This window comes from Pseudomonas sp. GNP012 (assembly GCF_054343835.1).
This window is the reverse complement of record NZ_JBTGUU010000001.1, coordinates 990,529-1,015,323: the sequence shown is the minus strand read 5'-3', so window position 1 is coordinate 1,015,323 and position 24,795 is coordinate 990,529. Positions and strand designations below refer to the sequence as shown.

The following is a 24,795-nucleotide window of genomic DNA, read 5'->3' as shown; positions in this document are numbered from 1 at the left end:
ACAGTTCAACGAGGTGACGTCAGCCACGGCGGGAAATTTAGGAAAAGAACGTCAATTGACGACTTGAGGTGGCGGTTCTTTGTGCGGGACCGGCACCACCGCAATCTTGTACGGATCGAAAATCTTCAGCATCTGGCCACCGTCCCGCAAGCCTTGCAACAATTTGCCGAAGACCTCACCGCTGATGGGGGCCGCCGGGCGCAGGATGGCGTAATGGTGATAGACCTGATCGATACGATCGGACGCCAACAACTTCTCGGCGACTTTCGGATTGCGCAAAAAATAGTCGTTCAGGTAAGAGCGCGTGACCAGGGCGATGTCGGCGCGATCGCGTAACACCATCAGCAGATTGCTGTCATGGGAATAGGTCAGCGTGGCGTTGTAGTTTTTTTGCAGGTACTGGGGCTCGGCATTGAAGTTGGCGAACTCGTAGTGATAACCGCTGAAGAGTGCCAGGCGCTTGCCGCTCAGGTCGGCAAAATAGCTTTGCTGCCGATCAGGCAGGCGTTGCGCGACAAAAATCTCGGCGTCTTCCAGCCCCATGTCGACGGCGGTATGGGGAATGTCTTCCCAACCCCAGGCCGGATTTTCGAAGATGGCCATGTCGACCCGGCCCTGCTTCAAGTCACCGAAACGCCGTGGAATGGACGTGGGCACCAGGACAAACTGGTAGTCACTTTGCGCAGCGTTCAGGGCCTCGACCAGCTGCGGCAGCAACCCGGTATCGGCCCCGGATTCCGGGCGCACGGTGTAGGGCGGAAAATGCGCGGCACCAATGCGCACCAGTTGCGCAGCCTGGGATGGCAGCATCGTTAACGCCGCAAGCGTCGCGAGCAAAAGCTGCGAAGCTGTCCGAATTGGCGACCCCCTCAAAACAAGCTCACTCCCCAATAAAACGGCATCAATGACTTCAAGCTAGGCGTTTTCGTCAAGTTAGCCAGTTTAATGCTGGCCGACACAAGTTTATTACCGGTCTTCCAGCACCAGAATCAACGCTTCATCGGCCAACTGATCAAGGCTCATGCTACCGCCGGCGCGAAACCAGGTGGTGGTCCAGGACAATGCGCCGGTCAGGAAGCGGCGGGTAATGAACACATCGCCGCGGATAAACCCGGCGCTCTTGGCTTCGCCCAGTACTTGCAGCCAGATGTCTTCGTAGATTTCGCGCAGCGCCAGGACCTTGGCCTGGCCCTCTTCGGACAGCGAGCGCCATTCGTAGACCAGCACGGCCATGGCCTCGCCGCTGCCACCCATGATCGACTGCAATTCACAGCGGATCAGCGCCAGCACCCGTTCGCGCACATTGTCGGCCTCGGCGATGGCCGCACGCATCAACGCGGTGTTGTAGCGGATGGTTTCCTCCATCACGGCGCGCAGGATTTCGTCCTTGCTTTTGAAATGGTGGAAGATACTCCCGGACTGAATGCCCACGGCACCGGCCAGATCGCGCACGGTCGTGCGCTCATAGCCTTTATTGCGGAACAGGTGGGCTGCCACTTGCAGCAGCTTGCCACGGGCGCTGTCCGGGTCGGTCAATTGGCCGTCGTCCACCAATTCACGCATGACCCTCAGGGCTTTTTGCTCGTCCACCCGTTCTCTCCTACAGTCGATCAATCAATAACGCCGATCCCCCCGAAAACAGCGGGGTTGCGCGGGCAATTTAAGCTCCTGGATGCAACCAAGCAAGCGCTTGGCAGAAGATAACCCAGTCATTTACAAACCAAGCGCTTGCTTGGTAATGTCGACGCACTTGGGTCGGAGGTGGCTATGGAACGGACTACGCCAAAATCAATTCGCATCGGTTGCGCCAGCGCCTTCTGGGGCGATACCTCGACCGCTGCCGCGCAACTGGTGGAACACGGGCATCTGGACTATCTGGTCTTCGACTACCTGGCCGAGATCACCCTGTCGATCATGGCCGGCGCACGGATGAAAGATCCCCAGGCCGGGTATGCGGGCGATTTCATCGAAGTGCTCGCGCCCTTGCTGCCGCAGCTCGCGCAGCACAACATCCGGGTCATCAGCAATGCCGGCGGGGTCAACCCACAAGCCTGCGCCGCCGCCCTGCAAGCGGCCTGCGACAAGGCTGGGGTGGCGTTGAAGATCGCCGTGCTGCTGGGTGATGACCTGCAACCGCAACTCAAACAGCTGGGCAGCCAAGGCATTCATGAAATGTTCAGCGGTGCGCCCCTGCCATCGAGGTGCGTCTCGACCAATGCCTACCTCGGCGCACCCGGCATCGTCGAAGCCCTGCGTCTGGGCGCGGACATCGTGATCACCGGGCGCGTGGTCGACAGTGCGGTAGTCAGCGCCGCGCTGGTGCATGAGTTCGGCTGGTCGTGGCACGACTACGACAAACTCGCCCAGGCCGCATTGGCCGGGCACATCATCGAATGCGGCGCCCAGTGCACGGGCGGCAACTTCACCGATTGGCGCGACGTGCCCGACTACGAACACATCGGTTTTCCCATCGTCGAAGTCAGCGCCGACAGCCAGTTCATCGTCAGCAAACCGCAAGGTACCGGCGGGCTGGTCACGCCACTGACGGTGGGTGAACAGATGCTCTATGAAATCGGCGATCCGCGCGCGTATCTGCTGCCCGACGTGGTGTGCGACTTCACTCAGGTCAAACTGCTGCAACAGGGCAGGAACGCGGTGCAGGTGCACGGCGCCAAAGGCCTGCCGCCGACGGCTCAATACAAGGTCAGCGCCACGTACCCCGATGGCTTTCGTTGTACCGCCAGTTGCCTGATTGCCGGCATCGATGCCGTCGACAAGGCGCGACGGGTCAGCGCGGCGATCATCAACAAGACCTCGGAAATGTTCAGCCAGCGCGGCTGGGCGCCGTACAGCGAGGTGAATATCGAGTTGCTGGGCAGCGAGGCCACCTACGGCCCCCACGGCCAGCGTCAGGACAGCCGCGAAGTGGTGATCAAACTCGCCGTGCGCCATCCGGACAAGCAGGCCTTGATCGTGTTCTCCCGGGAGATTGCCCAGGCCGCCACCGGCATGGCGCCAGGGTTGACTGGCATTGTCGGTGGCCGGCCGACGGTGTATCCGCTGATCCGACTGTTCTCGTTCCTCATCGACAAAACCGCCTGCACGCTGGACATTGATTTCATGGGCCGGCGCCACCCCTGTGCCCTGCCCGCCCTCGATACGCTCGACCCGCTGGACCTGCCAGTCCCGCTCGCCGCACCGAAACCGACTGGCCAGGCCGACGCCAGCGTGGCCCTGGTCAAGCTGGCGGTCGCCCGCTCCGGCGACAAGGGCAACCACAGCAACATCGGCGTCATGGCCCGCGATCCCGAATACCTGCCATGGATCGCCGAAGCCCTGACCCCGGAAGTGATCGTCGACTGGATGGGGCACGTCCTCGATCCCATCCACGGGCGGGTCGAACGCTGGTACTTGCCCGCCAGCCACAGCCTGAATTTCCTGCTGGAAAACGCCCTCGGCGGCGGCGGTGTCGCCAGCCTGCGCATCGACCCGCAAGGCAAAGCCTTCGCCCAGCAACTGCTGGAAATCCAGATCCCGGTGCCGCAGCGCATCGCCGACCAGTTCAACTAGAGGATTGTCGCCATGGCCTACGATTCGATTTTCAAAGCCGATTTGTTTGCCGGCCAAAACATCATCGTCACCGGTGGCGGCAGCGGCATCGGCCGCTGCACCGCCCACGAACTGGCGGCCCTCGGCGCCCATGTGCTGCTGGTCGGACGCAAGGCCGACAAGCTCAAAACCGTTGCAGCGGAAATCGCCGAAGACGGCGGCAAGGCCGACTGGGCCGTTTGCGATATCCGCGAGGAAGAAGCGGTGACGCATCTGGTCAGCGAACTGATTCGCAAGCACGGTCCGATCCATGGCTTGGTCAACAATGCCGGCGGGCAGTACCCGTCGCCCTTGGCCTCGATCAATCAGAAGGGTTTCGAAACCGTGATGCGCACCAATCTGGTGGGCGGTTTCCTGATGGCCCGGGAAGTATTCAACCAATCCATGAGCAAGCACGGCGGCGCCATCGTCAACATGCTCGCCGACATGTGGGGCGGCATGCCCGGCATGGGGCATTCCGGCGCGGCACGTTCGGGCATGGACAACCTGACCAAGACCGCCGCGTACGAATGGGGTCATGCCGGCGTGCGGGTCAATGCCGTGGCGCCGGGCTGGGTTGCCTCCAGCGGCATGGACACCTACGAAGGCGCCTTCAAGGCCGTGATCCCGACCCTGCGCGAACACGTACCGCTCAAGCGCATCGGCACCGAATCGGAAGTCAGCGCGGCGATCGTTTTCCTGCTCAGCCCGGCAGCGGCGTTCGTCAGCGGCAGCACCCTGCGCATCGACGGCGCCGCCAGCCTCGGCGGGCGCGCCTGGCCGATCCATAAAGCGACCAACAGTGAGTCGTACAACGGATTCCACCGCGCCTACATACCCGACGTGTTGAAGGACAAGGAATAACCCATGCCGGTGATTCAGTCGCAACTCGATCCCCACAGCGAGCCGTTCGCCCAGAACCGTACGGCAATGCTGAGCGCCATCGAACAAGTCCGCGTGCTCGAACAGAATCTGCTGGACAAGGCCGCCGAAGCCAAACCCAGGTTTGAAAAACGCGGTCAGTTATTGCCCCGCGAGCGCCTCAATCTGCTGCTCGACCCCGGCGCGCCGTTTCTCGAACTGGCGAGCCTGGCCGGCTACAAGCTGCACGACGACAAGGACGGCAGCTGCGCCGGTGGCGGTTTGATCGCCGGCATCGGCTACGTGTCTGGCATGCGCGTGCTGGTGGTGGCGAACAACAGCGCGATCAGGGGCGGGACCATCTCCCCCAGCGGTTTGAAAAAATCCCTGCGCCTGCAACAGATCGCCATGGAAAACAAACTGCCGGTGATCACCCTCGCCGAAAGCGGCGGCGCCAATCTCAATTACGCGGCGGAGATTTTCGTCGAAGGCGCGCGCAGCTTTGCCAATCAAGCACGGATGTCGGCCATGGGTTTGCCGCAGGTGACTGTGGTGCACGGCTCGGCCACGGCGGGCGGCGCCTATCAGCCGGGGCTGTCGGATTACGTGGTGGTGGTGCGTGGCAAGGCCAAGCTGTTTCTCGCAGGTCCCCCACTGCTCAAGGCCGCCACTGGCGAAGTCGCGACCGATGAAGAACTGGGCGGCGCCGAGATGCACGCACAAATCGCCGGCACCGCCGAATACCTGGCTGAGAACGACGCCGACGGTGTGCGCCAGGTACGCGAGATCGTCAGCCTGCTGCCGTGGAACGAGCAGTTGCCCCAAGCGCCCGAACGACGCTGGGAGGAGCCGCTGTACCCCATCGACGAACTGCTCGGCCTGATACCGGATGACCCGAAAAAACCCTACGACGTACGCGAAATCATCGCCAGGATTGCCGATGCGTCGAACTTTCTTGAATTCAAGGGCGAGTTCGATCAGCAGACCGTCTGCGGTCACCTGAAAATTCAGGGGCGCGCCTGTGGCTTCATCGGCAACAACGGCCCGATCACGCCCAAGGGCGCGAGCAAGGCCGCGCAGTTCATCCAGCTGTGCGACCAGAGCCAGACGCCGTTGCTGTTTTTCCACAACACCACCGGGTTCATGGTCGGCACCGAATCGGAACAGCAGGGGGTGATCAAGCACGGCGCGAAGATGATTCAAGCGGTGGCCAACGCCCGGGTGCCGAAGCTGACCATAGTCGTCGGTGGTTCCTACGGTGCCGGCAACTATGCAATGTGCGGGCGCGGCCTCGACCCGCGTTTCATTTTCGCCTGGCCCAACAGCCGCACCGCCGTGATGGGCGGCGCGCAAGCGGGCAAGGTGCTGCGCATCGTCACCGAGGCCAAACAGGCCAAGGACGGCCTGGTGCCCGATCCGAAAATGCTCGACATGCTCGAACAGGTCACCGCGCAGAAACTCGACAGCCAGTCCACGGCGCTCTACGGCAGCGCCAATCTGTGGGACGACGGTTTGATCGACCCGCGCGATACACGGACCTTGCTCGGTTACTTGCTGGATATCTGTCACGAGGCCCAGGTGCGGCCATTGCAAGCCAACAGTTTTGGCGTAGCCCGGCTCTAGGCCGGCTCAAGGAGAACAATAAAAATGATCTTCACCCAGGAACACGAAGCACTGCGCCGCACCGTACGCCAATTCGTAGAGCACGAAATCAACCCGCACGTCGAGGAATGGGAAAAGGCCGGGCGCTTCCCCATCCACGACATCTTCCGCAAAGCCGGCGACCTCGGCCTGCTGGGCATTTCCAAACCGGAAAAATTCGGCGGCATGGGGCTCGACTACAGCTATTCGATCGTCGCCGCCGAAGAATTCGGCACCATTCATTGCGGCGGCATCCCGATGTCCATCGGCGTGCAGACCGACATGTGCACGCCGGCACTGGCCCGGTTCGGTTCCGATGAGCTGCGCGAGGAATTCCTGCGCCCGGCCATCAGCGGCGAGCAGGTCGGCTGCATCGGTGTTTCCGAAGTCGGTGCCGGTTCCGACGTCGCCGGATTGAAAACCACTGCGCGCAAGGACGGTGACGATTACGTGATCAACGGCAGCAAGATGTGGATCACCAACTCGCCGAGCGCCGATTTCATCTGCCTGCTGGCCAACACCTCGGACGACAAGCCGCACATCAACAAGTCGCTGATCATGGTGCCGATGAATACGCCGGGCATCAGCTTGAGTTCGCACCTGGACAAGCTCGGCATGCGCAGCTCGGAAACCGCCCAGGTGTTTTTCGACAACGTGCGCGTGCCGCAGCGCAACCGCATCGGCCATGAAGGCGCGGGGTTCATGATGCAGATGCTGCAGTTCCAGGAAGAGCGCCTGTTCGGCGCGGCCAACATGATCAAGGGCCTGGAATATTGCGTCGACAGCACCATCGAATACTGCAAGGAGCGCAAAACTTTCGGCAATGCGCTGATCGACAATCAGGTCATCCACTTCCGTCTCGCTGAGCTGCAAACCGAGATCGAATGCCTGCGGGCGCTGGTCTATCAGGCCACCGAGCAATACGTCAAAGGCCAGGATGTCACGCGCCTGGCTTCGATGGCCAAGCTCAAGGCCGGGCGGCTGGGCCGCGAAGTCAGCGACAGCTGCCTGCAGTATTGGGGTGGCATGGGCTTCATGTGGGACAACCCGGTGGCCCGCGCTTACCGCGATGTGCGGCTGGTGTCGATTGGCGGCGGCGCCGACGAAATCATGCTGGGGATCATCTGCAAGTTGATGGGCATCCTGCCGGGGAAAAAGAAATGAACAACCTGCCGGTTTGCCAGACCTTGCTGCTGGAACTGCACAACGGCGTGTTGCACGTCACCCTCAACCGCCCGGAATGCCGCAATGCGATGAGCTTGCAGATGGTCGCCGAGTTGCGCTCGGTGCTGGCGGCGGTACGCGATAAGCCGGGAGTTCGCGCGCTGGTGATCGGTGGCGTCGGCGGACACTTCTGTGCTGGCGGCGACATCAAGGACATGGCTGACGCCCGCGCTCAAGGCCCCACTGCGCACCGGGACCTGAACCGGGTGTTCGGCGCGCTGCTGCAAGAGGTGCAACACGCACCGCAAGTGGTGATCACGGTGCTGCAAGGCGCGGTACTCGGCGGAGGTCTCGGCCTGGCCTGCGTCAGCGATATCGCCCTGGCTGATCACCAGGCGCAATTCGGCCTGCCGGAAACCAGCCTGGGTCTGCTGCCGGCGCAAATTGCGCCATTCGTGGTGCAACGCATCGGCTTGACCCAAGCCCGGCGCCTGGCCCTGACGGCGGCGCGTTTTGATGGCCACCAGGCACGGCGCATGGGGCTGGTGCACTTTGTCGAACATGATCCGCAGGCCCTGGCCGAGCGTCTCGATGAGGTGTTGGCCCATGTCTTGTGTTGTGCGCCGGGGGCGAATGCGGCGACCAAGAAACTCTTGCTGGCGAGCGCGGGTCAGCCGTCGGATGCCCTGCTCGATCAGGCAGCCGAATGGTTCAGCGAAGCGGTGACCGGGGCAGAAGGCGTCGAGGGAACGATGGCCTTCGTGCAAAAACGCAAACCGGGGTGGGCCATTTAAAAGCTTCGTCGGAACGCCGCCCGGAGCAGGCTCGCTCCCACATTTGAAATGCATTCCCCTGTGGGAGCGAGCCCGCTCGCGAAGAGGCCAGCACTTTCACCGCACAATTTGAGAGACGCCCCCTATGCACGGACTCAAGAAAATCCTCATCGCCAACCGCGGTGAAATCGCCTGCCGCATCCAGCGTACGGCCCAGGCGCTGGGCTATCGCACGGTTGCCGTGTTCAGCGACGCCGACGCCGATGCCTTGCACGTGCAGATGGCCGACGAGGCGGTCAACATCGGTCCGGCCGCGGTGCACCAGTCTTATTTGAACATCCCGGCCATTCTCGACGCCGCCCGGCGCACGGGCGCGGATGCGATCCATCCGGGCTACGGTTTCCTCTCGGAAAACGCCGGGTTTGCCCGCGCGTGCCAGGATGCCGGAATCACCTTCATCGGCCCCAGCCCCGAGGCCATCGAACTGATGGGCAGCAAGCGCCTGTCGAAGATCGCCATGATCGAAGCCGGTGTGCCCTGCATCGACGGTTATCAAGGCGATGGGCAGGACGACGAGACCCTGAGCCGCGAAGCCGAGCGCATCGGCTATCCGTTGATGATCAAGGCCAGTGCTGGCGGCGGTGGACGCGGCATGCGCCTGGTGCACGAAGCCGGCAACCTGCTGGAACAGATTCGCACTGCACGCTCCGAAGCCCTGAACGGATTTGGCAGCGGCGAACTGATTCTCGAACAGGCACTGATCGAACCCCGTCATGTCGAGGTTCAGCTGTTCGGTGACCGGCAAGGTAACCTGATTTACCTCGGCGAGCGCGACTGTTCGGTACAGCGCCGGCATCAAAAAGTCATCGAGGAAGCACCCTGCCCGGTGATGACCCCTGAACTGCGCCAGGCCATGGGCGAAGCGGCGCTCAAGGCCGGCCGGGCAGTGCATTACGTCGGCGCGGGCACCGTGGAGTTTCTGCTGGATGCCCGCGGGCAATTCTATTTCCTGGAGATGAACACCCGACTGCAAGTCGAGCACCCGGTGACCGAATTGATCACCGGGCTGGACCTGGTGGCCTGGCAACTCAACATTGCCGAAGGGCAACCGCTGCCCTTGCGCCAGGAGCAGGTGCAACTCACGGGCCACGCCATGGAAGTGCGCCTGTATGCCGAAGACCCGGCCCAGGGTTTCCTGCCGCAAACCGGTCGCGTCGTGGCCTGGGAACCGGGATTGCAGGACGGCGTGCGGATCGACCATGGCCTGATCGAAGGTCAGCTCATCAGCCCCTTCTACGACCCGATGCTCGGCAAGCTCATCGCCCACGGCGCCACTCGCGAAGAGGCCCGGCGCAAATTGCTGCGGGCGGTACAGGACAGCGTGCTGCTGGGGGTGCAAAGCAATCAGCGTTTACTCGCCAGTCTGCTGGAGCACCCGCAGTTCGCCAGCGGTGACTTCAGTACCGGGTTCATCGCGCAGCACTTTGCCGACCCTGCCTGTCTGCAGTCCCATGCCCCGGGCGCGCAACACCTGGCCATTGCCACCGCCCTCTTCTACCAGGCGTCGGCACAGGCTCATCCCGCCCCGCTGGGCGGTTGGCGCAACAATGCCAGCGTGCCCCTGCACTATCGCATCGGCCTTGAGGATCAGGACTGGGTGGTGACGTTGCAGGCAATCCCGGGTGAACCATTGCGCATTCAGGTCGCCGAACGCAGCATCGAGCTGAAGATCCTCCACTGCGACGGGCGCCGGGCCACCCTCGAAATCGATGGCATCCGCCAGCGCCACGCCTATCGCCTGGAGGCAGGGCAACTCTGGCTGTTTACCCGGCCGGGCAGCTTGCAGTTTGCCGATCGCACTCAGGCGCAGGTTTCCAGCCGGGCCAGTGTCAGTTGCGGCACCCTCAAGGCCCCGATGGACGGTGCGATTGTCGACGTCCTGGTCAATGAAGGCAGCCCGGTCACCAAGGGCCAGCTGCTGGTGGTACTGGAAGCGATGAAAATGGAGCACCCCTTGAAATCAGGCATCGACGGTGTCCTGAAACGCTTGCAAGTCAAAGTCGGGGATCAGGTGAAAAACCGGCAGATACTGTTGGAGGTCGAATAAGGCGCTAGGCGGAACCGCCGGGTTTGGCTACGCTCAAAGCCTATCAGGACGCGGATACCAGGAACCCTGCAATGCCTCATTGGCTGGTCATTGATCTGGAGGCCACCACCGATGAGGGTGGATGGCCCGTAACGGATATGGAAATCATTGAAATCGGCGCCACCCTGGTGGACCGCAAGGGACGCGAACTGGACCAGTTCCAGCGCTTCGTCCGCCCCTTGCGGCGGCCGTTGCTGACGCCGTTTTGCCGCGAGCTGACGCACATCACCCAAGCCAACATCGATGCGGCGCAACCGCTGGGCGAAGTCTGGCCGGCATTTGAGCGCTGGCTCGGCCAACACCACACGCGACTTGAAGGCTGGGCCAGTTGGGGCGACTACGATCGCAAACAGCTGCTTCAGGATTGGCAGCAACTGGGACTTGCCAGTGCCCTGGCCAACGTGCCCCACATGAACCTCAAACAGCGCTTTGCCAAGGCCAGGCGTCTGGAACGCCCGCTGGGGCTCAACGGCGCCCTGCAACTGGCCGGCCTGCAGTTCACCGGCCAGCAACACCGGGCGCTGGAAGATGCGCGCAATACCGCACGCCTGCTGCCACTGGTTCTTCCTCTTTAGACAGGTGACGACACTCGGGGCCTTGTGCATACTGGCCGGCCCTTTTTAGCCCTTTTCGAGGAATCGCCCATGTTTAAAGTCAACGAGTACTTCGACGGCACCGTCAAGTCGATCGCCTTTGGCACCGCAGAAGGTCCAGCGACCATCGGCGTCATGGCTCCGGGCGAATACGAATTCGGCACCAGCCAGCGTGAAATCATGCACGTGGTCAGTGGCGCATTGACCGTCAAACTGCCAGACAGCAGCGACTGGGAAACCTTCGCCGCCGGCAGCCAGTTCAACGTGCCGGCCAACAGCAAGTTCCAGCTCAAAGTGGCCGTCGACACCGCTTACCTGTGTGAATACCGCGGCTAAACCCGCAGGCTTTGCCGAAATAAAGGTCAGCGCAATAAAAATGCCCGTGTTTTTCGACACGGGCATTTTTTTGTTCTGCGCAAAATTATTCGAGGATCTCCACCGGCATGCCGACTTCGAGTCGACCGTTGCCGTCGTTGACCAGGTTCTGGCCAAACATCGCGCCGTCCGCCTGCGAACGGTATTTCTGCAAGGTTGCAAGGGGTTCTCGGTCGTCGCTGCGCTCGCCGGTTTGCGGGTCGATGGTGGTCAGGATGCAGCGTGAGCAGGACTTGACCACGCGGAACTCGACATCGCCGATGCGGATACGCTTCCAGCCGTCCTCGGCGAAGGCTTCACTGCCTTCGATCACCAGGTTTGGCCGGAAACGCAGCATCTCCAACGGACGCCCGACCCGTTTCGACAAGTCCTCGAGGGAGGCCTGGCCAATCAGCAACAGCGGATAGCCATCGGCGAACGCCACCTGGTCGTCATCCTTGCCGTACCCCGCCTCCGTCATCCGCGCCCGATCCAGCGGCACTTGCACCAGACGTGTCGGTTTACCAATAAATTCGCTGACCCAGGCTGCGGCTGCATCGCCTGCATCGGGGACCCGCAAGGTATCGCGCCAGATCGTCACGCCACGCAGTTCTGCATCAAGGCCGGGCAAGGCTACGTCGATCGGCGAATGACCAGGCGCACTGAGGGTCAGGCCGCCTTGGGCATTCCACAACGCCGACAACTGGCTCATCTGCGCCACCGCACGCTGGGTCAGGAAACGACCGCTGGCTTCATCCACCAGCATCCAGCGGCGATCACCGTCCAGACCGAGTTTATCGAGACCGATCCGTTGCAGCGTCTCGCCCCTGGCGGACTTCAACGGATAACGATACAGCGCGCTCAGACGCAACATGGCCAGCTCCCTCTTAGGCAAAACGCCACCCTATACGAGCTTGAACGCCGAATCAAAGAGCAAAAACCTGTAGGAGCGAGCTTGCTCGCGAAAAACCCAAGGACGCCGCTGGGCATCTGGTTTTACGCGTTATCGTTCAAGACCATCGCGAGCGAGCTCGCTCCTACAAGGGCTCAGACGGTGACTTCGTCAAGCATCAGACGCTGGCGTACCACGTCGACGAGTTTGTCCGGCTGGAATTTGGAGAGGAAATTGTCGCAGCCGACCTTTTTCACCATCGAATCGTTGAAGCTGCCGGACAAAGAGGTGTGCAGCACCACATACAAGCCACGCAGGCGCGGATCGTTGCGAATTTCGGTAGTCAGGCGATAGCCATCCATTTCCGGCATTTCCGCATCGGTGAAGATCATCAGCAGTTTTTCGGTCATGTCCACGCCGGTGTCCGCCCAGGCCTTGAGCATGTTCAAGGCCTTCAACCCGTCGCTGGCGATGTGCATCTTCACGCCCAGCTGTCCCAGGGTATCGCGCAATTGCGCCAGGGCCACGTTCGAGTCATCCACCAGCAGCACCTCTCGGCCACGGGCGCGTTCAAGTACCGGATCTTCGAGCTTGTCACGGGAGACCTTGGCGTTGTACGGGACGATTTCGGCCAGGACCTTTTCGACATCGATGATTTCCACCAGTTGATCATCGACCTTGCTGATTGCCGTCAGGTAGTGCTGGCGGCCGGCGCTGCTCGGGGGCGGCAGGATGGCTTCCCAGTTCATGTTGACGATCCGGTCCACGCCGCCGACCAGGAAGGCCTGAACCGAACGGTTGTATTCGGTGACGATAATCGTGCTGCCAGGCCCCGGCACCAGCGGGCGCATGCCGATGGCCTGGGACAGGTCGATCACCGGCAGGGTCTGGCCGCGCAGGTTGACCACGCCGCAGACAAAAGGATGGCGCTGCGGCATCAGCGTCAACTTTGGCAACTGCAGGACTTCCTGTACTTTGAAGACGTTGATCGCGAACAATTGCCGTCCGGCGAGGCGGAACATGAGAATTTCCAGGCGATTCTCACCCACCAGTTGCGTGCGTTGGTCTACCGTGTCGAGAATGCCGGCCATCAATGACTCCTGGTCTTGTTCGGATGAATTCACTTAGAGAAGGTTATCGGCTGTTTTTGCCGAAGCTTGACCCGCTCTAAAATGCCACGCACAGGCATTGATGTCACATTGGCATCATGCTTTACTGGCGCTGTGATTACATCTGCTGCACTTCTGCGCCGCGACCCCGGTTCTTGCGAAAGGTTCCGCTGCGTAAGGGATTCCCCTATCAACAATCAGGTGCAACCTGATATTCGCAATATCCAATAGCCATTAATGTGACGCCATTCTCATTGCATGAACGGAGTCAGGCTTTTGTGTGCGATCGCAAGCCAGTGGCCAACCACCCTCTCGTGTTCCCCAGCCTGCCGCCGTTCGTTCGCCCGACGACTCGGCAATGCCGGGGTTCCGACCGCCCTCGTCGACACACACGATATCCCCTCATTTGACATGACGTTGTGGAGATAAGTATGCCGAACGATCGTAAAGAGTGGGCCCAGCGGCTCCCGGAGTTTCTCGTCGAAGCTGAAACACTCCTGGCTAAAACCGAGGAATGCCTGAGCCATCTGCAGTTGATCAGCAATGACAAGGACGCCATCGACTGCATGCTCAGCACGCTGCTCAAGCTGGCCAACAAGGCCGATGCCCTGGCGCTGGCGGCCGTGTCTGAGTTTTCGCTGCATATTCATGGTTTGCTGAACCACGCACAGAACAACATGAGCCTGCACGACGAGGCGCTGAGCGCCCTGAAAGACTGTCTGACCCTGATTGCCTGGCAGCTCGAACTCATCGACCAGACCACCGGGCAACTCAGCCTCGACGACAGCGAGCAGGTCACCCTTATCGAAGCCTTTGCCTTTCAGGTCGGGCAAAGCCGGTTTCAGCCACCGGTCAATTCCAGGCCGCTCACCCTCGTGCCCTATTCGGAACGACGGGCTTGAACTAATCCAACTATGCCGTATGGCCTGGTTTGGTTATCAGTACCGCACTGTTAATTGAGTGCGCACATGTCGCAAATGAATATTTCATTGCTATAAGCGACATCCTTAAAACAACCACTATTGCCTATCGACAATTGCGCGCCAGCCTTGATCGGGTATTGCCCGGTATCAACAGCCCCCGGGCTATCGGCATTTTGCGATGGCGACAACCAACTTGTTCCATTATGGAAGCATTGTCGAAACGACTGGATTCCTGACTTTTCGGACATGCATACGGACGCGACCAACGGTATCTTAAGTGCTACTATGCCGCCTGTTAGTTGACGCCAATTAATGGCTGCGTGATCGCAGCTGAACTCGTCGGCGCTCCACATAAAAAACAGGGGCCTGTCAGCCAGCATGACCGGTCAGCCCGCAGCGAACATCCATTGGCTCCATCCGCTATGTACGCCAGCCTCAAGTCAATCGCCAAGTGGCCCCCCTCCCGGGAAAATGCTCGCAGATTCACGCTGTTGCTATGCGCCTGCTCGACCCTCGGCAGTTTGCTGGTCCATGGCTTGTCCATTGCGCTGCCCCTGTCATTGCTGCTGCTCAACATTGCGGCGCTGACCAGTGTTGTCGTGCAGTACTGCCTCTCGCGCAAATCGATCAAATTCGAGCCTCAGGAGCTGGCCGACCGGCTATTGCAAGTCCAGGAAAACGAGCGTCACCGACTGAGCCGCGAACTGCATGACGACATCGGTCAATTGCTGACCGCCGCAAAATTGCAAAGTGACTGGCTCAAACGCCGGATGCCCGAAGAGCTCCAGGGACAATGCACGGTCCTGTGCGACACACTGGAAGAAACCCTGGCCAAAGTTCGTGACGTATCCGCCATTCTCAATCCCCGGCAGTTGACCAGCCTCGGGCTGGAAGCCAGTCTGCGGGCACACCTGCTCAAGACCCTGGCCAACACCCCGGTGCACTGGAGCCTGGAATGCCAGCAGCGCCTGACCGGCATACCGGAGGAAATGGCCGTGGCGGCTTTTCGCATTACCCAGGAAGCGGTCACCAACATCCTGCGACATGCCCGGGCCAAGAACCTGCTGGTATGCCTGCAGCGCCTGCCCCAAGGCCTGAGATTGCAGATCAGCGATGATGGCCAGGGCTTCGCACCCGCAACAGACCCAGGTCGCGAAGGGCAACGCGGTATGGCCGGGATGTCGGAACGGATAGATCAACTGGGCGGCACGTTGACCGTTACCAGCGAGCCGGGTAAAGGCACTCAAATCGAAGCTCTATTTCCCTGGGCGCCCCGTGCGCTCGAACGGGCCAGTTCGAATAAGGTTATGCATTGACTTGTAACTTGCTACTGGTGGATGACCACTCGCTGATCAGGGCTGGCGTGCGCGCCCTGGTAATGGACCTGCCCGGCTACGCCGTCATCGGTGAGGCCAATGACGGCTCGCAGTTGCTCGAAATGGTCGGGCATCTGTCCCCGGATATTGTCCTGCTGGATATTTCGATGCGCCAGACCGGCGGCCTCGAAGCCTTGCAACAGCTCAAGCGGGTGCACCCGCAGAGCAAGGTGCTGATCCTGTCGATGCACACCGACCCGGCCCTCATCATGCAGGCCCTGGAGTCCGGAGCACACGGCTACCTGCTCAAGGACACCACGGCGACCGAACTCGAGCACGCGCTGGACGCCTTGCGCAACAACGAGCGCTATCTGAGCCCGGCCATTGCCCACACGGTGATCACCCAGGCCCTGATCCGAAATCAGAAGCACCAGCCCGAACCTGCCGACTCGCACAACCTGACGGCACGCCAGCTGGAAATCCTGCGGTTGATCGTTCGCGGCAAATCCACCCGAGAGATTGCCAACGGCCTGGGGTTGAGCGTCAAGACCGTCGAAACCCACCGTTCGCAGATCATGAAGCGTTTGCAGATCTACGATGTGGCCGGCCTGGTGCTGTTCGCCGTGCGTGAACAAATCATCAGCCTTGATGACTAGCCACTTCACTGGCCCGTAACAGCGGCGAGTCTTCAGGCAAATGCACGAGCAACGCCGCCGGGCGGACCGAGAAACGCAGGTTATCCCCGACCAGCGGCTCACCATCAAGGTTGATGCAGAGCCCTTCCGAGGCCTTGATCTCGACCCAGGGCAGGCGCACCCGGACAAACATGCTGTCGATGCCAAAACCTTCGGTCAGCAGGTTTTTCAATGTACCGACCACCTCCTGCGGTGCCGGCAGGATACTGATGTCCAGCAAACCATCATCGACCAGGGCCTGTGGGCACAATTCCCGCCCGCCACCGGCCTGCCGGCCATTGCCGATGCCCAGCGCCAGCAGATCGCCGCTCCAGTGGAAATCCGGTCCCTGCAATTCACCGTAGGCGGTATGAAGCTCATTGAAGCGTGACAGGCCGGTGAACAGGTAAGCAGCACCACCGAGGATTTTCTTCAACTCCTCCGAGGTGTTCGCCGTGACATGACTGCCAAACCCACCGGTCGCCATGTTCAGGAATATCTGCCCGTCGACCTCCCCCAGATCAATGGGGGTCGGCGGGGTATCAAGCAACGCCAGCGCCTGATCAGGCTGCAGGGGCACGCCTGCCGCACGCGCAAAATCGTTGGCGGTTCCCAGCGGCATCAGTATCAGGCTGGCTTTTTTCGAGTGCTCCGCCATGGCCTCGGCGATATCGCGCAAGGTGCCATCGCCGCCACCGGCGATGATGTGTCGATAACCGGCCGCCAACGCTTCGCCCACCAGTCTCTGCGCATCGCCGGCTTCCCAGGTCAATCGCACAGCCAGCTCCCAGCCTTGTTCACGACGGTTTTCGACGGCGGCGCGAACCGCCTCGTTGAGTGCCTGTTTGCCATGCAGAATCAACAGCGCCTTGCGATCGCTCATTACTTCACTCCCGTTTGAATGGCATCTGGGAGATGTTGACCGCGCAGGCGCTGTTAAAGGTCGCCAGAAAACCAATTATTTCCAGTCAGGCAACTTGATCCCCTACGGCAGGATTTTTCTTACAAGACGTGAGGAATCTGCTCAATTGACCGCAAATCCGAATTGGTAGACCTTGGGGTTTCAGCAGGACACCACAGGGACGTGCCAAGCAAGGCCAAAACCCTGGATTACCGGCCAGCACAAGAGCCACGGGAGAAATTGATATGGAACCTCGCGTCACCGAGCTGGAAACACACCTCAAGCACATACGCAGGGACCTGGACGAAATCCGCGGTGACGTCAAATCCATCAAGCACAGGCTCGCCTACTCCGCCTGCGGAACGGTCGTGATCCTCGGTCTTCTTGGCTGGATCGCCAATAGCCGTTTCGAACAGGTCATTTCATTGTTCCTGGCACATTGAATGGCCATCAGACAAAAAACCGGTTCAATCAACCGGGTTTTTGCCTGGCTAATCCGCTGAAGCGGTCAACTCAGTACTTCGCTCAACGGAATGAAGAAAACGCTATCGCCCTGAACCAGCGTGCGACCTTCCAGGACTTCTACCAGTCCATCAGCCCAGGCAGCGCTGCGCAGTACACCGGAACTCTGGTTTTTGTAGATCGTCGCCCTGCCGTTTTCCAGCCGTCCACGCAAATACTCCCGTCGATTGCCAGGTTGGGGCCAATCAAACCCTGCCGGTACCTGCACCTTCAGCGGCTCGACTTCCTTTACACCCTGACGACGCAGGAGATAGGGCCTGGTCAACAAGGCAAAAGTCACAAGGGTCGATGCCGGATTGCCCGGCAAGCCGATCACGGGCACACCGCGAAAATGTCCGAACGTCAACGGTTTTCCGGGCTTGATGGCGAGTTTCCAGAGCGTCAGTTCGCCCTCTTCACGCAAGGCGATACCCAGAAAATCGGCTTCTCCCACCGATACGCCACCGGTCGAGAGGATCAGGTCGACATCCTTCAACTCACCCAATCGGGAACGAGTGGTTTGCAGATCGTCCGGAAGAATGCCCGCGTCGACGACCTCACAGCCCAGACGCTGCAACCAGCTGCACAACAACACCCGGTTGCTGTTGTAGATCTGTCCCGGACCCAGCGTCTGGCCCGGCTCAATCAATTCGTCGCCGGTCGACAGCACCGCCACACGTACCTTGCGAACGACCTCCAGCTCGGCGTAGCCCAATGAGGCAGCCAATCCTTGCTCAATCGGCCCCAGGCGTGTGCCTGCCGGCAGAATCAACTCGCCGACGGTCGCTTCCTGGCCTTGCGGACGGATGTTCTGGCCTTGGCTCAAGGCTTGCGTGAAACGCACTCGCTCATCCGCCTGGACCTCGGCGTTTTCCTGCATTTCGACACAATCGGCACCGGCGGGAACAGGCGCTCCGGTGAAAATGCGCGCACAGGTTCCAGGCTGCAACGGATCGGGGGCCTGGCCGGCAAACACCTTCTGGCTGACTACCAACGGCTCTCCCGTCCAGTCAGCCATGCGCAAGGCATACCCGTCCATGGCACTGTTGGGCCAAGGCGGCAGATCAAGGGTCGACAAAAGATCTTCAGCCAGTACACGCCCCTGCACCTGCGCCAATGGCAAGCGTTCACGCTCGACAATCCTTGAGACCTCGGCCATTTCCAACAAGCGTGCCAACGCCTCCTCGACGGGCATCAGGCTGCCGGTCTTGCCCGGCTTACCCACGGGATTCACAAGGCGCAGCCTGTTTCAGGTGAGGCACGAAATTGCACGGGCGATGCCGCGAATCCAGCTGTTCGGCCAGAATGCCGTCCCAACCGGTGCGCACGGCATTGGTCGAACCCGGCAAACAGCAAACCAGCGTGCCATTGGCCAGTCCGGCCAACGTCCGGGACTGAACGGTCGAGGTGCCGATATCGGCAACCGAGATCTGGCGGAACAGCTCGCCGAATCCATCGACCTGCTTGTCCAGCAGGCAGCTGACGGCTTCCGGTGTGCTGTCACGCCCGGTAAAACCGGTTCCGCCGGTGATCAGCACCACCTGCACGACATCGTCGGCAATCCAGTTGGCGACTTGCGCACGAATTTTGTAGAGGTCATCTTTGAGCAACACCCGGGCTGCCAGGTAATGACCGGCGGCGCTCAGGCGGTCGACAAAGAGCTGGCCCGAGGTATCGGTTTCCAGCGTGCGGGTATCGCTGACAGTCAGCACTGCAATGTTCAGCGGTGCGAAAGGTACATCAGCCTTGGCTTTCATAGGCTCGTCCAGTTGTAGGAGAAACAGCCCGGTGTTATATCACAGCGCTCCGTTTTTTCGCCGCTCCCATGGAGACCTGCCATGACCATGAATTCACAATTGCCACCCTGCTCCATTCTGCTCCTGGCGGGCGGTCGCGGCCAACGTATGGGGGGGCGGGACAAAGGGTTGCTGGAATGGCGCGGCGAACCGCTGATTGCCCACTTGCATCGCAAGACCCGCCCGCTGACCGATGACCTGATCATCTCCTGCAATCGCAACCTGGAGAAGTATGCGCCCTACGCCGACCAGTTGGTCCACGACGATGAAGGTGACTTCCCCGGGCCCCTGGCGGGAATTCGCGCGGGCCTGGAAGCGGCCCGCCATACCCATATGCTGGTCCTGCCCTGTGACGTTCCGGGCATTGATGCGGCGCTGATCGGCACCATGCTCGAGACCGCCAACCTGAATCCGGACAAGCCACTGATGGTGCGGCACGATGACCACTGGGAGCCGTTGTTGTGTGTGATTCCAGTGCTGCACAGGGCAGCCTTTGAAAAGGCCTGGAACGAGGGTGAGCGCAGCCCTGGCCGGTTGATGCGCAAGCTCGGCGCGACCGCGCTGCAATGCCCAGACAAAGACCCTAGGCTGGCCAACCTCAACACGCCGGAACTATTAAGCAGTCATGCAAGCGGTCACGACACTGTGTCAGACTGACATTGATCAGGAACTTGCGCGGACGGTTCACGTCTCAAGTTCAGCAACCAAAGAATTCATATTCGGAGACACACTCATGATGCAACGGACACTCGCCACTTTCATGCTCGCACTGGGCCTCGCCACCCTCGCCGGTTGCGCGTCGCCTACAGTGATCACCTTGAATGACGGTCGCGAAATCCAGGCCGTCGACACGCCAGAGTTCGACAAGGATTCCGGCTTCTACGAATTCGAACAGCTCGATGGCAAACAGACCCGCATCAACAAAGATCAGGTCCGTACCGTCAAAGAGCTGTAACCGGGTGCCGCCGGATACAGAAAAGCCCGCTTGATGCGGGCTTTTTCATGCCTGAAAAACAGCACTTCAGGGACGCCGTTCAGGATCACCATTGCAGGGTGATTTCACTCTCGAACTCACGCACCTGGCCTGTGACCGGATCGATGAATCTCAGCCCCTGGGCCAGCAGCTTCAAAGGATTGGCGTAGTCATCCTGCGCATCCTTGAGCACCTCGGGGTAAAACGGGTCGTTGCAGATAGCGGCGCCCAACGCCGCCATGTGTACCCGCAACTGATGTTTCTTGCCCGTCACCGGGTAAAGACCATACCGCCAGAGTTTCTCCTGTTTCTCCCTGACTTCGATCGCCGTCTCGGTGTTGCAGGCCCCAGGCCCTTCCTGCATGCGGAAGAATGGCTCGCCATCGACCAGCCGGCTTTTATGAACCAGCGGGAAGGCAAGTTCAGGCAACGCCGCTGCGATGGCCTCATAACGCTTTTCGATCTGCCGGGTTGGAAACAACGACTGATAAGCCGAGCGACTCTGCGGATTGGCGGAAAACAGTACCAGCCCTGCGGTATGCCGGTCGATGCGATGCAATGGCACCAGATGCGGATTGTCCAGGCGACGGATCAAGCGCCTGAGCAGCGTCTGTTCGACGTATTCGCCAGCCGGCGTCACCGGCAGAAAGTGCGGTTTGTCGGCCACCACCAGATGCTCGTCCGCGTACAGAATCGACTCGATCACCGGGATCGGTTTTTCATCCGGCACTTCGCGAAAATAATGAATCCGCAAACCTTCCCTGTAGGCCAGATCGAGGGCTATCGGCATGCCCTGCCCATCGAGGACCCGGCCACGGGCGATTCTGTCCAGCCATTGTTCACGACCGATGGCGCTGAAATGCTCGCACAGACAATCGACAACGGTCTGCCACGAGCCAGGTGGCAAGTACAGCGTACTGGCCTGGCTGTGTGCCGCGGAAAAAGAAGAAGTGGACATACGAAAGCTCTAACCCTCAGTGCAGGGCGGCATTATCCAACAGCACGGGGAATGAGCCTAGCCTCAAGCCGGAATCCGTGTGCGCGCCGCCGCTTCGGTGTATTCCTTGAGCCAGCGCAGTACATCGACCGCCTCCCAGCGAGCGGGGTCATAGAGGGCGTACAACAATCCCTGATAACCCACGACATCGAGTTGCCGGTGATAACCCGCGCGTTGAAACAAGGCTTCGATCTCTGCGAAACAGGTATTGAAATGCGTTTTGTTGAAGGGTGTCTTGCCCTCGGTCACCAGACCATCCAGACGCAACTCAAGAACAGCTTCACTCACGACATCTGCAGACATCCGGTTCACGCTGTTCTTCAACTGTTCGACATTGACCACGATTCATCCCTCTCACGCCCGGGCTTGCCTGCTCGCTGCCGAAAATCAGCAGCGGCAACACAGGCACCACGAATAACTGTATGCGCATACAGTATCCGATCAATGCCGGATAAGCCAAGGGGATCAATCGCAAAGTTCGACAGGCGGGAAAACCGCCAGTGCAAAATCCGCTTAACGCAAGAACGCCACCACCTCATCGGCACTGAACGGCCAGCCCAGCTCAGCGCCGGTGTCGACCCGCCGCAACACCGGAATACGCAGGCTGTAGGCGGCGAACCAGGTTTCATCTTCGGCGATATCCACCAGCTCCACCAGCAGACCGCGCTCGACAAACTCCATCAACATGGCTTCGGCTACTTCACAGAGATGGCATCCAAGGGTGCCGAACAGCTGACATTCGGGAAGCATGAGCACTCAACCGGAAAATGAAGTGACCATTCTAGGCCTGCTCCGAAAAACCGTCGAGCCATTGAGTCTCCTGCCTGATGCCACCGACGATGATCAGACCTGTGTCAGTCCTGGCTCACGGCGCCGATCTTGTGGATCGACAGGTCCGCGCCGTAATACTCCTGCTCCTGACTCAGGCGCAATCCATGCAGAGCCTTGATCACGCCATACACGGCGAACCCGCCGGCCAGCGCCACGGTGACGCCCAGTGCCGTGCCGATCAACTGGCTGATCAGGCTGACCCCACCTAGCCCGCCCAAAGCGCTCTGACCGAAAATGCCGCAGGCAATACCGCCCCACACGCCGCACAAGCCATGCAGCGGCCAGACACCCAACACGTCGTCTATGCGCCACTTGACCTGAGCGGCGGTAAAGCACCAGACAAACAACGCCCCCGCGACGGCGCCGGTCACCAGCGCTCCCACCGGATGCATCAGGTCCGAACCGGCGCAGATCGCCACCAGTCCCGCCAACGGTCCGTTGTGCAGAAAGCCGGGGTCGTTGCGCCCGACGATCAGTGCGGCCACCGTACCGCCCACCATGGCCATCAATGAGTTCACCGCCACCAGTCCGCTGACACCTTGCAGGGTTTGCGCGCTCATGACGTTGAAGCCGAACCAGCCAACAATCAGGATCCATGAGCCCAACGCCAGAAACGGGATGCTCGAAGGCGCGAACGCGACCAGCCGACCTTCGCGATAGCGGCCATTACGCGGCCCGAGCAACAGCACCGCCGCCAGTGCCAGCCAACCGCCCATGGCATGCACCACTACCGAACCTGCGAAATCATGGAAACCGGCGCCAAAACGCTCCAGCAGCCAGGCTTGCAAACCCAGGTTGCCGTTCCAGACCATGCCTTCGAAGAACGGATAGATGAACGCGACAATCAACGCGGTTGCACACAGCTGCGGGACAAACCGGGCGCGCTCGGCGATTCCTCCGGAAATGATCGCGGGGATCGCCGCGGCAAAGGTCAGCAGGAAGAAAAACTTCACCAGTCCATAACCATGGTCGGCATTGAGCACGGCCGCCGGTTGCATGAAGGTCACGCCATAAGAAATCCAATAGCCTATAAAGAAGTAAGCCAGTGTCGATACGGCGAAGTCACTGAGGATTTTCGACAAGGCATTGACCTGGTTTTTCTGTCGCACGGTTCCGACTTCGAGAAAGGCAAAACCGGCGTGCATGGCCAGAACCATGACCGCACCGATCAGAATGAACAGCGTGTTGGAGCTATGGACCAGGGTGTCCACGGCGCTTTGCAGATTTTCCATGGGATGGGCTGACCTTATGGCAGAAAAAAGCACCAAAGCAGTTCGCGATGACAGACCGCGCACCAAGTTGCAGCCTCGAAGCATCAGAGGACTGATCTCGTTGAACCGCCATGGTGCACGGACACCGCCCGGGAAAAACCTGACCCGGACGTTTGCGCGAGTTTTTGATTGTTGGTCCTACGGTTTTACTGAAATCATGCCCGGCTATAGCGCAATGGTGCGCACCGGCGCACCACGACACAGCAAAAGTTGTACCAGTCATTTGTACTGAACCTTCGCAGAAGGCTCATACTCGAACGCATCAGAAAGCCACTTATGGAGATCCACCATGGCCCGCATCCAGGCAAAGACTGCTCAAGAAATCCTGATGAACGATTTTCAGACACTGGTCAGTGACACCGAACGGTTGCTGGAGCACACCGCGACCCTGGCCGGCGACCAGGCCGACGAGTTGCGCGAGCAGATTCACGAGAGTCTCTTGCGTGCCCGTGAAACCCTGAAGCTGACCGAAGACTCCCTGCGCGAACGCGGCAAGGCGGCTGTCACCGCCACCGAAGACTATGTCCAGGCCAACCCTTGGCAATCGGTCGGGATCGCGGCCGGCGTGGGTTTCCTGATCGGCCTGCTGGCCAGCCGGCGCTGATATGTCGATCGGTGAATCCGGCCCGTCTGCGACGGGAACAAGCTCCTCATCGCGGCGCCTGGGTGCTGCCTTCCTGGGGTTGCTGCACAGCCATGTCGAACTGTTCGGCATCGAGTTGCAGGAACAGAAAGCCCGCACCGTCAGCCTGTTGCTGTTTGCCGGTCTGGCGCTGGTGTTTGCGTTGCTGCTGCTGGTAGGGCTGTCGACCCTGGTGCTGATCGTGTTCTGGGACACCTATCGCCTGACCGCCATCATCGGGCTCTGCGTGTTCTACACCCTCGCCGCCATATTCTGCGCGATGCGTTTGAGGGCAGCGATTTTCGATGAGTCCTCGCCCTTCCACGGGACGCTGGAAGAGCTGGCCAACGATCGGGAGCGCCTGCTGCCATGAACCTGCCTGAATTGCCACGCAACAGCTCACGCACGGAAATGCGCAAGGCGCTGATTCGCCTGCGCATGGAAATGCACCGCCAGGAAATCCGCCACGAATCCGCGCAACTGCTGCAACCGTTGCAACGCGTGCGCGGGATGACGCAGAACCTGCAGGAAGGTTTCGGCATCAAACACGCTCCACTCTGGGGCGTGGCCGCCGTCACCTTGCTGGGTTTTCTGACCGGCAAGGGCGCAAAGAATGGCGGTGGCCTCAGCAGCCTGACCCGGCTGATCCGCCTCGGCACCACACTGGGGCCGTTGATCAAACTGATCATGCAGGGCTCTTCGCGCAAAGACTGATCAGTTTCTTTCTGGCTACGTTCTTGCAGTGTCGACGGGATGCCCCCTCTCTATCGAGGGGGCGCAGTCCTGTGCACCTGTCCGGTCAATTGCCCCCCTGCGAAAAAAGTTCTTGCAAGGTGGCCTCGATATCGACGGCGCCCGGTTGTAGTTCC

Annotated in this window: 28 protein-coding genes; 17 read left to right on the top strand and 11 right to left on the bottom strand. The window is 60.4% G+C overall.

Translation table 11 applies throughout. The features are described 5' to 3' along the window. Nucleotides 1–51: 51 nt before the first annotated feature. The gene (locus tag ACXX83_RS04530) at nucleotides 52–810 is read right to left on the bottom strand and encodes a substrate-binding periplasmic protein (protein ID WP_049810786.1); all 759 of its coding nucleotides are present in this window, start codon (nucleotides 808–810) and stop codon (nucleotides 52–54) included. Nucleotides 811–966: 156 nt separating this feature from the next. Further along, a complete protein-coding gene (locus ACXX83_RS04525) occupies nucleotides 967–1,590 on the bottom strand; it encodes a TetR/AcrR family transcriptional regulator (protein WP_458547649.1) in 624 nt (207 codons plus the stop codon). A 177-nt stretch (nucleotides 1,591–1,767) separates the two neighbouring features. Between ACXX83_RS04525 and ACXX83_RS04520 the strand changes: the two genes are divergently transcribed. The 8 genes from ACXX83_RS04520 (at nucleotide 1,768) to ppnP (ending at nucleotide 11,102) form a co-directional block, all read left to right on the top strand. Next, nucleotides 1,768–3,570, top strand: coding sequence for an acyclic terpene utilization AtuA family protein (locus tag ACXX83_RS04520; protein WP_458547648.1), 1,803 nt, complete (start codon nucleotides 1,768–1,770; stop codon nucleotides 3,568–3,570). Nucleotides 3,571–3,582: 12 nt separating this feature from the next. Then, complete coding sequence (locus ACXX83_RS04515; protein ID WP_015094075.1) at nucleotides 3,583–4,452, top strand: SDR family oxidoreductase; 870 nt, start codon at nucleotides 3,583–3,585, stop codon at nucleotides 4,450–4,452. Nucleotides 4,453–4,455: 3 nt separating this feature from the next. Then, nucleotides 4,456–6,072 (top strand): geranyl-CoA carboxylase subunit beta, encoded by a 1,617-nt coding sequence (gene atuC, locus ACXX83_RS04510; RefSeq protein WP_458547647.1) that lies wholly within the window; start codon nucleotides 4,456–4,458, stop codon nucleotides 6,070–6,072. Nucleotides 6,073–6,096: 24 nt separating this feature from the next. Next, entirely contained in the window at nucleotides 6,097–7,254 is a 1,158-nt protein-coding gene (gene atuD, locus ACXX83_RS04505) for a citronellyl-CoA dehydrogenase (RefSeq protein ID WP_015094073.1), read from the top strand. Then, on the top strand, nucleotides 7,251–8,048 hold the full coding sequence (locus tag ACXX83_RS04500; RefSeq protein ID WP_458547646.1) for an enoyl-CoA hydratase/isomerase family protein: 798 nt from the start codon (nucleotides 7,251–7,253) through the stop codon (nucleotides 8,046–8,048). The genes atuD and ACXX83_RS04500 overlap by 4 nt, the downstream gene beginning before the upstream one ends. A gap of 124 nt (nucleotides 8,049–8,172) precedes the next feature. Continuing rightward, on the top strand, nucleotides 8,173–10,134 hold the full coding sequence (locus ACXX83_RS04495; RefSeq protein ID WP_458547645.1) for an acetyl/propionyl/methylcrotonyl-CoA carboxylase subunit alpha: 1,962 nt from the start codon (nucleotides 8,173–8,175) through the stop codon (nucleotides 10,132–10,134). A gap of 71 nt (nucleotides 10,135–10,205) precedes the next feature. Continuing rightward, a complete protein-coding gene (locus ACXX83_RS04490; protein ID WP_126050036.1) occupies nucleotides 10,206–10,748 on the top strand; it encodes a 3'-5' exonuclease in 543 nt (180 codons plus the stop codon). A gap of 69 nt (nucleotides 10,749–10,817) precedes the next feature. After that, entirely contained in the window at nucleotides 10,818–11,102 is a 285-nt protein-coding gene (gene ppnP / locus ACXX83_RS04485; protein WP_007940055.1) for a pyrimidine/purine nucleoside phosphorylase, read from the top strand. A gap of 85 nt (nucleotides 11,103–11,187) precedes the next feature. Here the strand turns inward: ppnP and ACXX83_RS04480 are convergent, their stop codons facing one another. Next, nucleotides 11,188–11,994 carry an MOSC domain-containing protein gene (locus ACXX83_RS04480; RefSeq protein ID WP_458547644.1) on the bottom strand — a complete coding sequence of 269 codons (807 nt, stop codon included), beginning with the start codon at nucleotides 11,992–11,994 and terminating at the stop codon, nucleotides 11,188–11,190. A gap of 173 nt (nucleotides 11,995–12,167) precedes the next feature. Further along, complete coding sequence (locus tag ACXX83_RS04475; RefSeq protein WP_407800456.1) at nucleotides 12,168–13,103, bottom strand: chemotaxis protein CheV; 936 nt, start codon at nucleotides 13,101–13,103, stop codon at nucleotides 12,168–12,170. A 449-nt stretch (nucleotides 13,104–13,552) separates the two neighbouring features. On the opposite strand from ACXX83_RS04475, the gene ACXX83_RS04470 reads away from it, so the two are divergent. The 3 genes from ACXX83_RS04470 to ACXX83_RS04460 all read left to right on the top strand — a co-directional run bounded on the left by ACXX83_RS04470 (nucleotide 13,553) and on the right by ACXX83_RS04460 (nucleotide 16,016). Next, nucleotides 13,553–14,023 carry a hypothetical protein gene (locus ACXX83_RS04470; RefSeq protein WP_217837568.1) on the top strand — a complete coding sequence of 157 codons (471 nt, stop codon included), beginning with the start codon at nucleotides 13,553–13,555 and terminating at the stop codon, nucleotides 14,021–14,023. Nucleotides 14,024–14,466: 443 nt separating this feature from the next. Then, nucleotides 14,467–15,360: a sensor histidine kinase gene (locus tag ACXX83_RS04465; RefSeq protein WP_217838376.1), complete on the top strand. Its 894-nt coding sequence runs from the start codon at nucleotides 14,467–14,469 to the stop codon at nucleotides 15,358–15,360. Beyond that, entirely contained in the window at nucleotides 15,357–16,016 is a 660-nt protein-coding gene (locus tag ACXX83_RS04460; protein ID WP_217837567.1) for a response regulator, read from the top strand. Before ACXX83_RS04465 ends, ACXX83_RS04460 begins: the two co-directional genes overlap by 4 nt. Here ACXX83_RS04460 and yegS read toward each other — a convergent pair. After that, nucleotides 16,000–16,917 (bottom strand): lipid kinase YegS, encoded by a 918-nt coding sequence (gene yegS, locus ACXX83_RS04455; protein WP_458547643.1) that lies wholly within the window; start codon nucleotides 16,915–16,917, stop codon nucleotides 16,000–16,002. The genes ACXX83_RS04460 and yegS overlap by 17 nt on opposite strands. A gap of 155 nt (nucleotides 16,918–17,072) precedes the next feature. On the opposite strand from yegS, the gene ACXX83_RS04450 reads away from it, so the two are divergent. Next, nucleotides 17,073–17,378, top strand: a complete 306-nt coding sequence (locus tag ACXX83_RS04450) for a hypothetical protein (protein WP_407800579.1) — start codon at nucleotides 17,073–17,075, stop codon at nucleotides 17,376–17,378. Between the two features lie 65 nt (nucleotides 17,379–17,443). Here the strand turns inward: ACXX83_RS04450 and ACXX83_RS04445 are convergent, their stop codons facing one another. Both ACXX83_RS04445 and moaB read right to left on the bottom strand, forming a co-directional pair. After that, entirely contained in the window at nucleotides 17,444–18,631 is a 1,188-nt protein-coding gene (locus tag ACXX83_RS04445; protein ID WP_458550158.1) for a molybdopterin molybdotransferase MoeA, read from the bottom strand. Nucleotides 18,632–18,653: 22 nt separating this feature from the next. Beyond that, the gene (gene moaB / locus ACXX83_RS04440) at nucleotides 18,654–19,193 is read right to left on the bottom strand and encodes a molybdenum cofactor biosynthesis protein B (RefSeq protein WP_015094061.1); all 540 of its coding nucleotides are present in this window, start codon (nucleotides 19,191–19,193) and stop codon (nucleotides 18,654–18,656) included. Nucleotides 19,194–19,274: 81 nt separating this feature from the next. Here moaB and mobA point away from each other — a divergent pair, with 81 nt between their 5' ends. Both mobA and ACXX83_RS04430 read left to right on the top strand, forming a co-directional pair. Then, nucleotides 19,275–19,889: a molybdenum cofactor guanylyltransferase MobA gene (mobA, locus tag ACXX83_RS04435; protein ID WP_217837564.1), complete on the top strand. Its 615-nt coding sequence runs from the start codon at nucleotides 19,275–19,277 to the stop codon at nucleotides 19,887–19,889. 76 nt (nucleotides 19,890–19,965) lie between these two features. Then, a complete protein-coding gene (locus ACXX83_RS04430) occupies nucleotides 19,966–20,187 on the top strand; it encodes a YgdI/YgdR family lipoprotein (protein ID WP_007973479.1) in 222 nt (73 codons plus the stop codon). A gap of 85 nt (nucleotides 20,188–20,272) precedes the next feature. Here the strand turns inward: ACXX83_RS04430 and ACXX83_RS04425 are convergent, their stop codons facing one another. From ACXX83_RS04425 to ACXX83_RS04410, 4 genes are all read right to left on the bottom strand, one after another. After that, on the bottom strand, nucleotides 20,273–21,163 hold the full coding sequence (locus tag ACXX83_RS04425; protein WP_458547642.1) for a pseudouridine synthase: 891 nt from the start codon (nucleotides 21,161–21,163) through the stop codon (nucleotides 20,273–20,275). Between the two features lie 63 nt (nucleotides 21,164–21,226). Beyond that, nucleotides 21,227–21,544: a hypothetical protein gene (locus ACXX83_RS04420; RefSeq protein ID WP_015094058.1), complete on the bottom strand. Its 318-nt coding sequence runs from the start codon at nucleotides 21,542–21,544 to the stop codon at nucleotides 21,227–21,229. Between the two features lie 171 nt (nucleotides 21,545–21,715). Continuing rightward, nucleotides 21,716–21,952 (bottom strand): glutaredoxin family protein, encoded by a 237-nt coding sequence (locus tag ACXX83_RS04415; RefSeq protein ID WP_075948092.1) that lies wholly within the window; start codon nucleotides 21,950–21,952, stop codon nucleotides 21,716–21,718. A gap of 104 nt (nucleotides 21,953–22,056) precedes the next feature. Then, entirely contained in the window at nucleotides 22,057–23,265 is a 1,209-nt protein-coding gene (locus ACXX83_RS04410; RefSeq protein ID WP_007973484.1) for an ammonium transporter, read from the bottom strand. Nucleotides 23,266–23,593: 328 nt separating this feature from the next. Between ACXX83_RS04410 and ACXX83_RS04405 the strand changes: the two genes are divergently transcribed. Genes ACXX83_RS04405 through ACXX83_RS04395 form a run of 3 tightly spaced genes read left to right on the top strand, consistent with a single transcriptional unit; the run spans nucleotide 23,594 to nucleotide 24,640 of the window. After that, a complete protein-coding gene (locus tag ACXX83_RS04405; protein ID WP_015094056.1) occupies nucleotides 23,594–23,908 on the top strand; it encodes an ElaB/YgaM/YqjD family protein in 315 nt (104 codons plus the stop codon). Nucleotide 23,909: 1 nt separating this feature from the next. Continuing rightward, on the top strand, nucleotides 23,910–24,299 hold the full coding sequence (locus tag ACXX83_RS04400; RefSeq protein WP_015094055.1) for a phage holin family protein: 390 nt from the start codon (nucleotides 23,910–23,912) through the stop codon (nucleotides 24,297–24,299). Further along, entirely contained in the window at nucleotides 24,296–24,640 is a 345-nt protein-coding gene (locus tag ACXX83_RS04395; protein ID WP_217837562.1) for a hypothetical protein, read from the top strand. The genes ACXX83_RS04400 and ACXX83_RS04395 overlap by 4 nt, the downstream gene beginning before the upstream one ends. Nucleotides 24,641–24,795: the final 155 nt, after the last annotated feature.

Coding starts and splice junctions, on each gene's coding strand:
- ACXX83_RS04430 (WP_007973479.1), top strand. CDS start 19,966: ATGATGCAACGGACACTCGCCACTTTCATGCTCGCACTGGGCCTCGCC.
- moaB (WP_015094061.1), bottom strand. CDS start 19,193: ATGAAAGCCAAGGCTGATGTACCTTTCGCACCGCTGAACATTGCAGTG.
- ACXX83_RS04500 (WP_458547646.1), top strand. CDS start 7,251: ATGAACAACCTGCCGGTTTGCCAGACCTTGCTGCTGGAACTGCACAAC.
- ACXX83_RS04490 (WP_126050036.1), top strand. CDS start 10,206: ATGCCTCATTGGCTGGTCATTGATCTGGAGGCCACCACCGATGAGGGT.
- atuD (WP_015094073.1), top strand. CDS start 6,097: ATGATCTTCACCCAGGAACACGAAGCACTGCGCCGCACCGTACGCCAA.
- ACXX83_RS04400 (WP_015094055.1), top strand. CDS start 23,910: ATGTCGATCGGTGAATCCGGCCCGTCTGCGACGGGAACAAGCTCCTCA.
- ACXX83_RS04495 (WP_458547645.1), top strand. CDS start 8,173: ATGCACGGACTCAAGAAAATCCTCATCGCCAACCGCGGTGAAATCGCC.
- ACXX83_RS04470 (WP_217837568.1), top strand. CDS start 13,553: ATGCCGAACGATCGTAAAGAGTGGGCCCAGCGGCTCCCGGAGTTTCTC.
- ACXX83_RS04520 (WP_458547648.1), top strand. CDS start 1,768: ATGGAACGGACTACGCCAAAATCAATTCGCATCGGTTGCGCCAGCGCC.
- ppnP (WP_007940055.1), top strand. CDS start 10,818: ATGTTTAAAGTCAACGAGTACTTCGACGGCACCGTCAAGTCGATCGCC.
- ACXX83_RS04425 (WP_458547642.1), bottom strand. CDS start 21,163: ATGTCCACTTCTTCTTTTTCCGCGGCACACAGCCAGGCCAGTACGCTG.
- ACXX83_RS04395 (WP_217837562.1), top strand. CDS start 24,296: ATGAACCTGCCTGAATTGCCACGCAACAGCTCACGCACGGAAATGCGC.
- ACXX83_RS04465 (WP_217838376.1), top strand. CDS start 14,467: ATGTACGCCAGCCTCAAGTCAATCGCCAAGTGGCCCCCCTCCCGGGAA.
- ACXX83_RS04445 (WP_458550158.1), bottom strand. CDS start 18,631: ATGCCCGTCGAGGAGGCGTTGGCACGCTTGTTGGAAATGGCCGAGGTC.
- yegS (WP_458547643.1), bottom strand. CDS start 16,917: ATGAGCGATCGCAAGGCGCTGTTGATTCTGCATGGCAAACAGGCACTC.
- atuC (WP_458547647.1), top strand. CDS start 4,456: ATGCCGGTGATTCAGTCGCAACTCGATCCCCACAGCGAGCCGTTCGCC.
- ACXX83_RS04480 (WP_458547644.1), bottom strand. CDS start 11,994: ATGTTGCGTCTGAGCGCGCTGTATCGTTATCCGTTGAAGTCCGCCAGG.
- ACXX83_RS04415 (WP_075948092.1), bottom strand. CDS start 21,952: ATGCTTCCCGAATGTCAGCTGTTCGGCACCCTTGGATGCCATCTCTGT.
- ACXX83_RS04515 (WP_015094075.1), top strand. CDS start 3,583: ATGGCCTACGATTCGATTTTCAAAGCCGATTTGTTTGCCGGCCAAAAC.
- mobA (WP_217837564.1), top strand. CDS start 19,275: ATGACCATGAATTCACAATTGCCACCCTGCTCCATTCTGCTCCTGGCG.
- ACXX83_RS04405 (WP_015094056.1), top strand. CDS start 23,594: ATGGCCCGCATCCAGGCAAAGACTGCTCAAGAAATCCTGATGAACGAT.
- ACXX83_RS04410 (WP_007973484.1), bottom strand. CDS start 23,265: ATGGAAAATCTGCAAAGCGCCGTGGACACCCTGGTCCATAGCTCCAAC.
- ACXX83_RS04530 (WP_049810786.1), bottom strand. CDS start 810: ATGCTGCCATCCCAGGCTGCGCAACTGGTGCGCATTGGTGCCGCGCAT.
- ACXX83_RS04475 (WP_407800456.1), bottom strand. CDS start 13,103: ATGGCCGGCATTCTCGACACGGTAGACCAACGCACGCAACTGGTGGGT.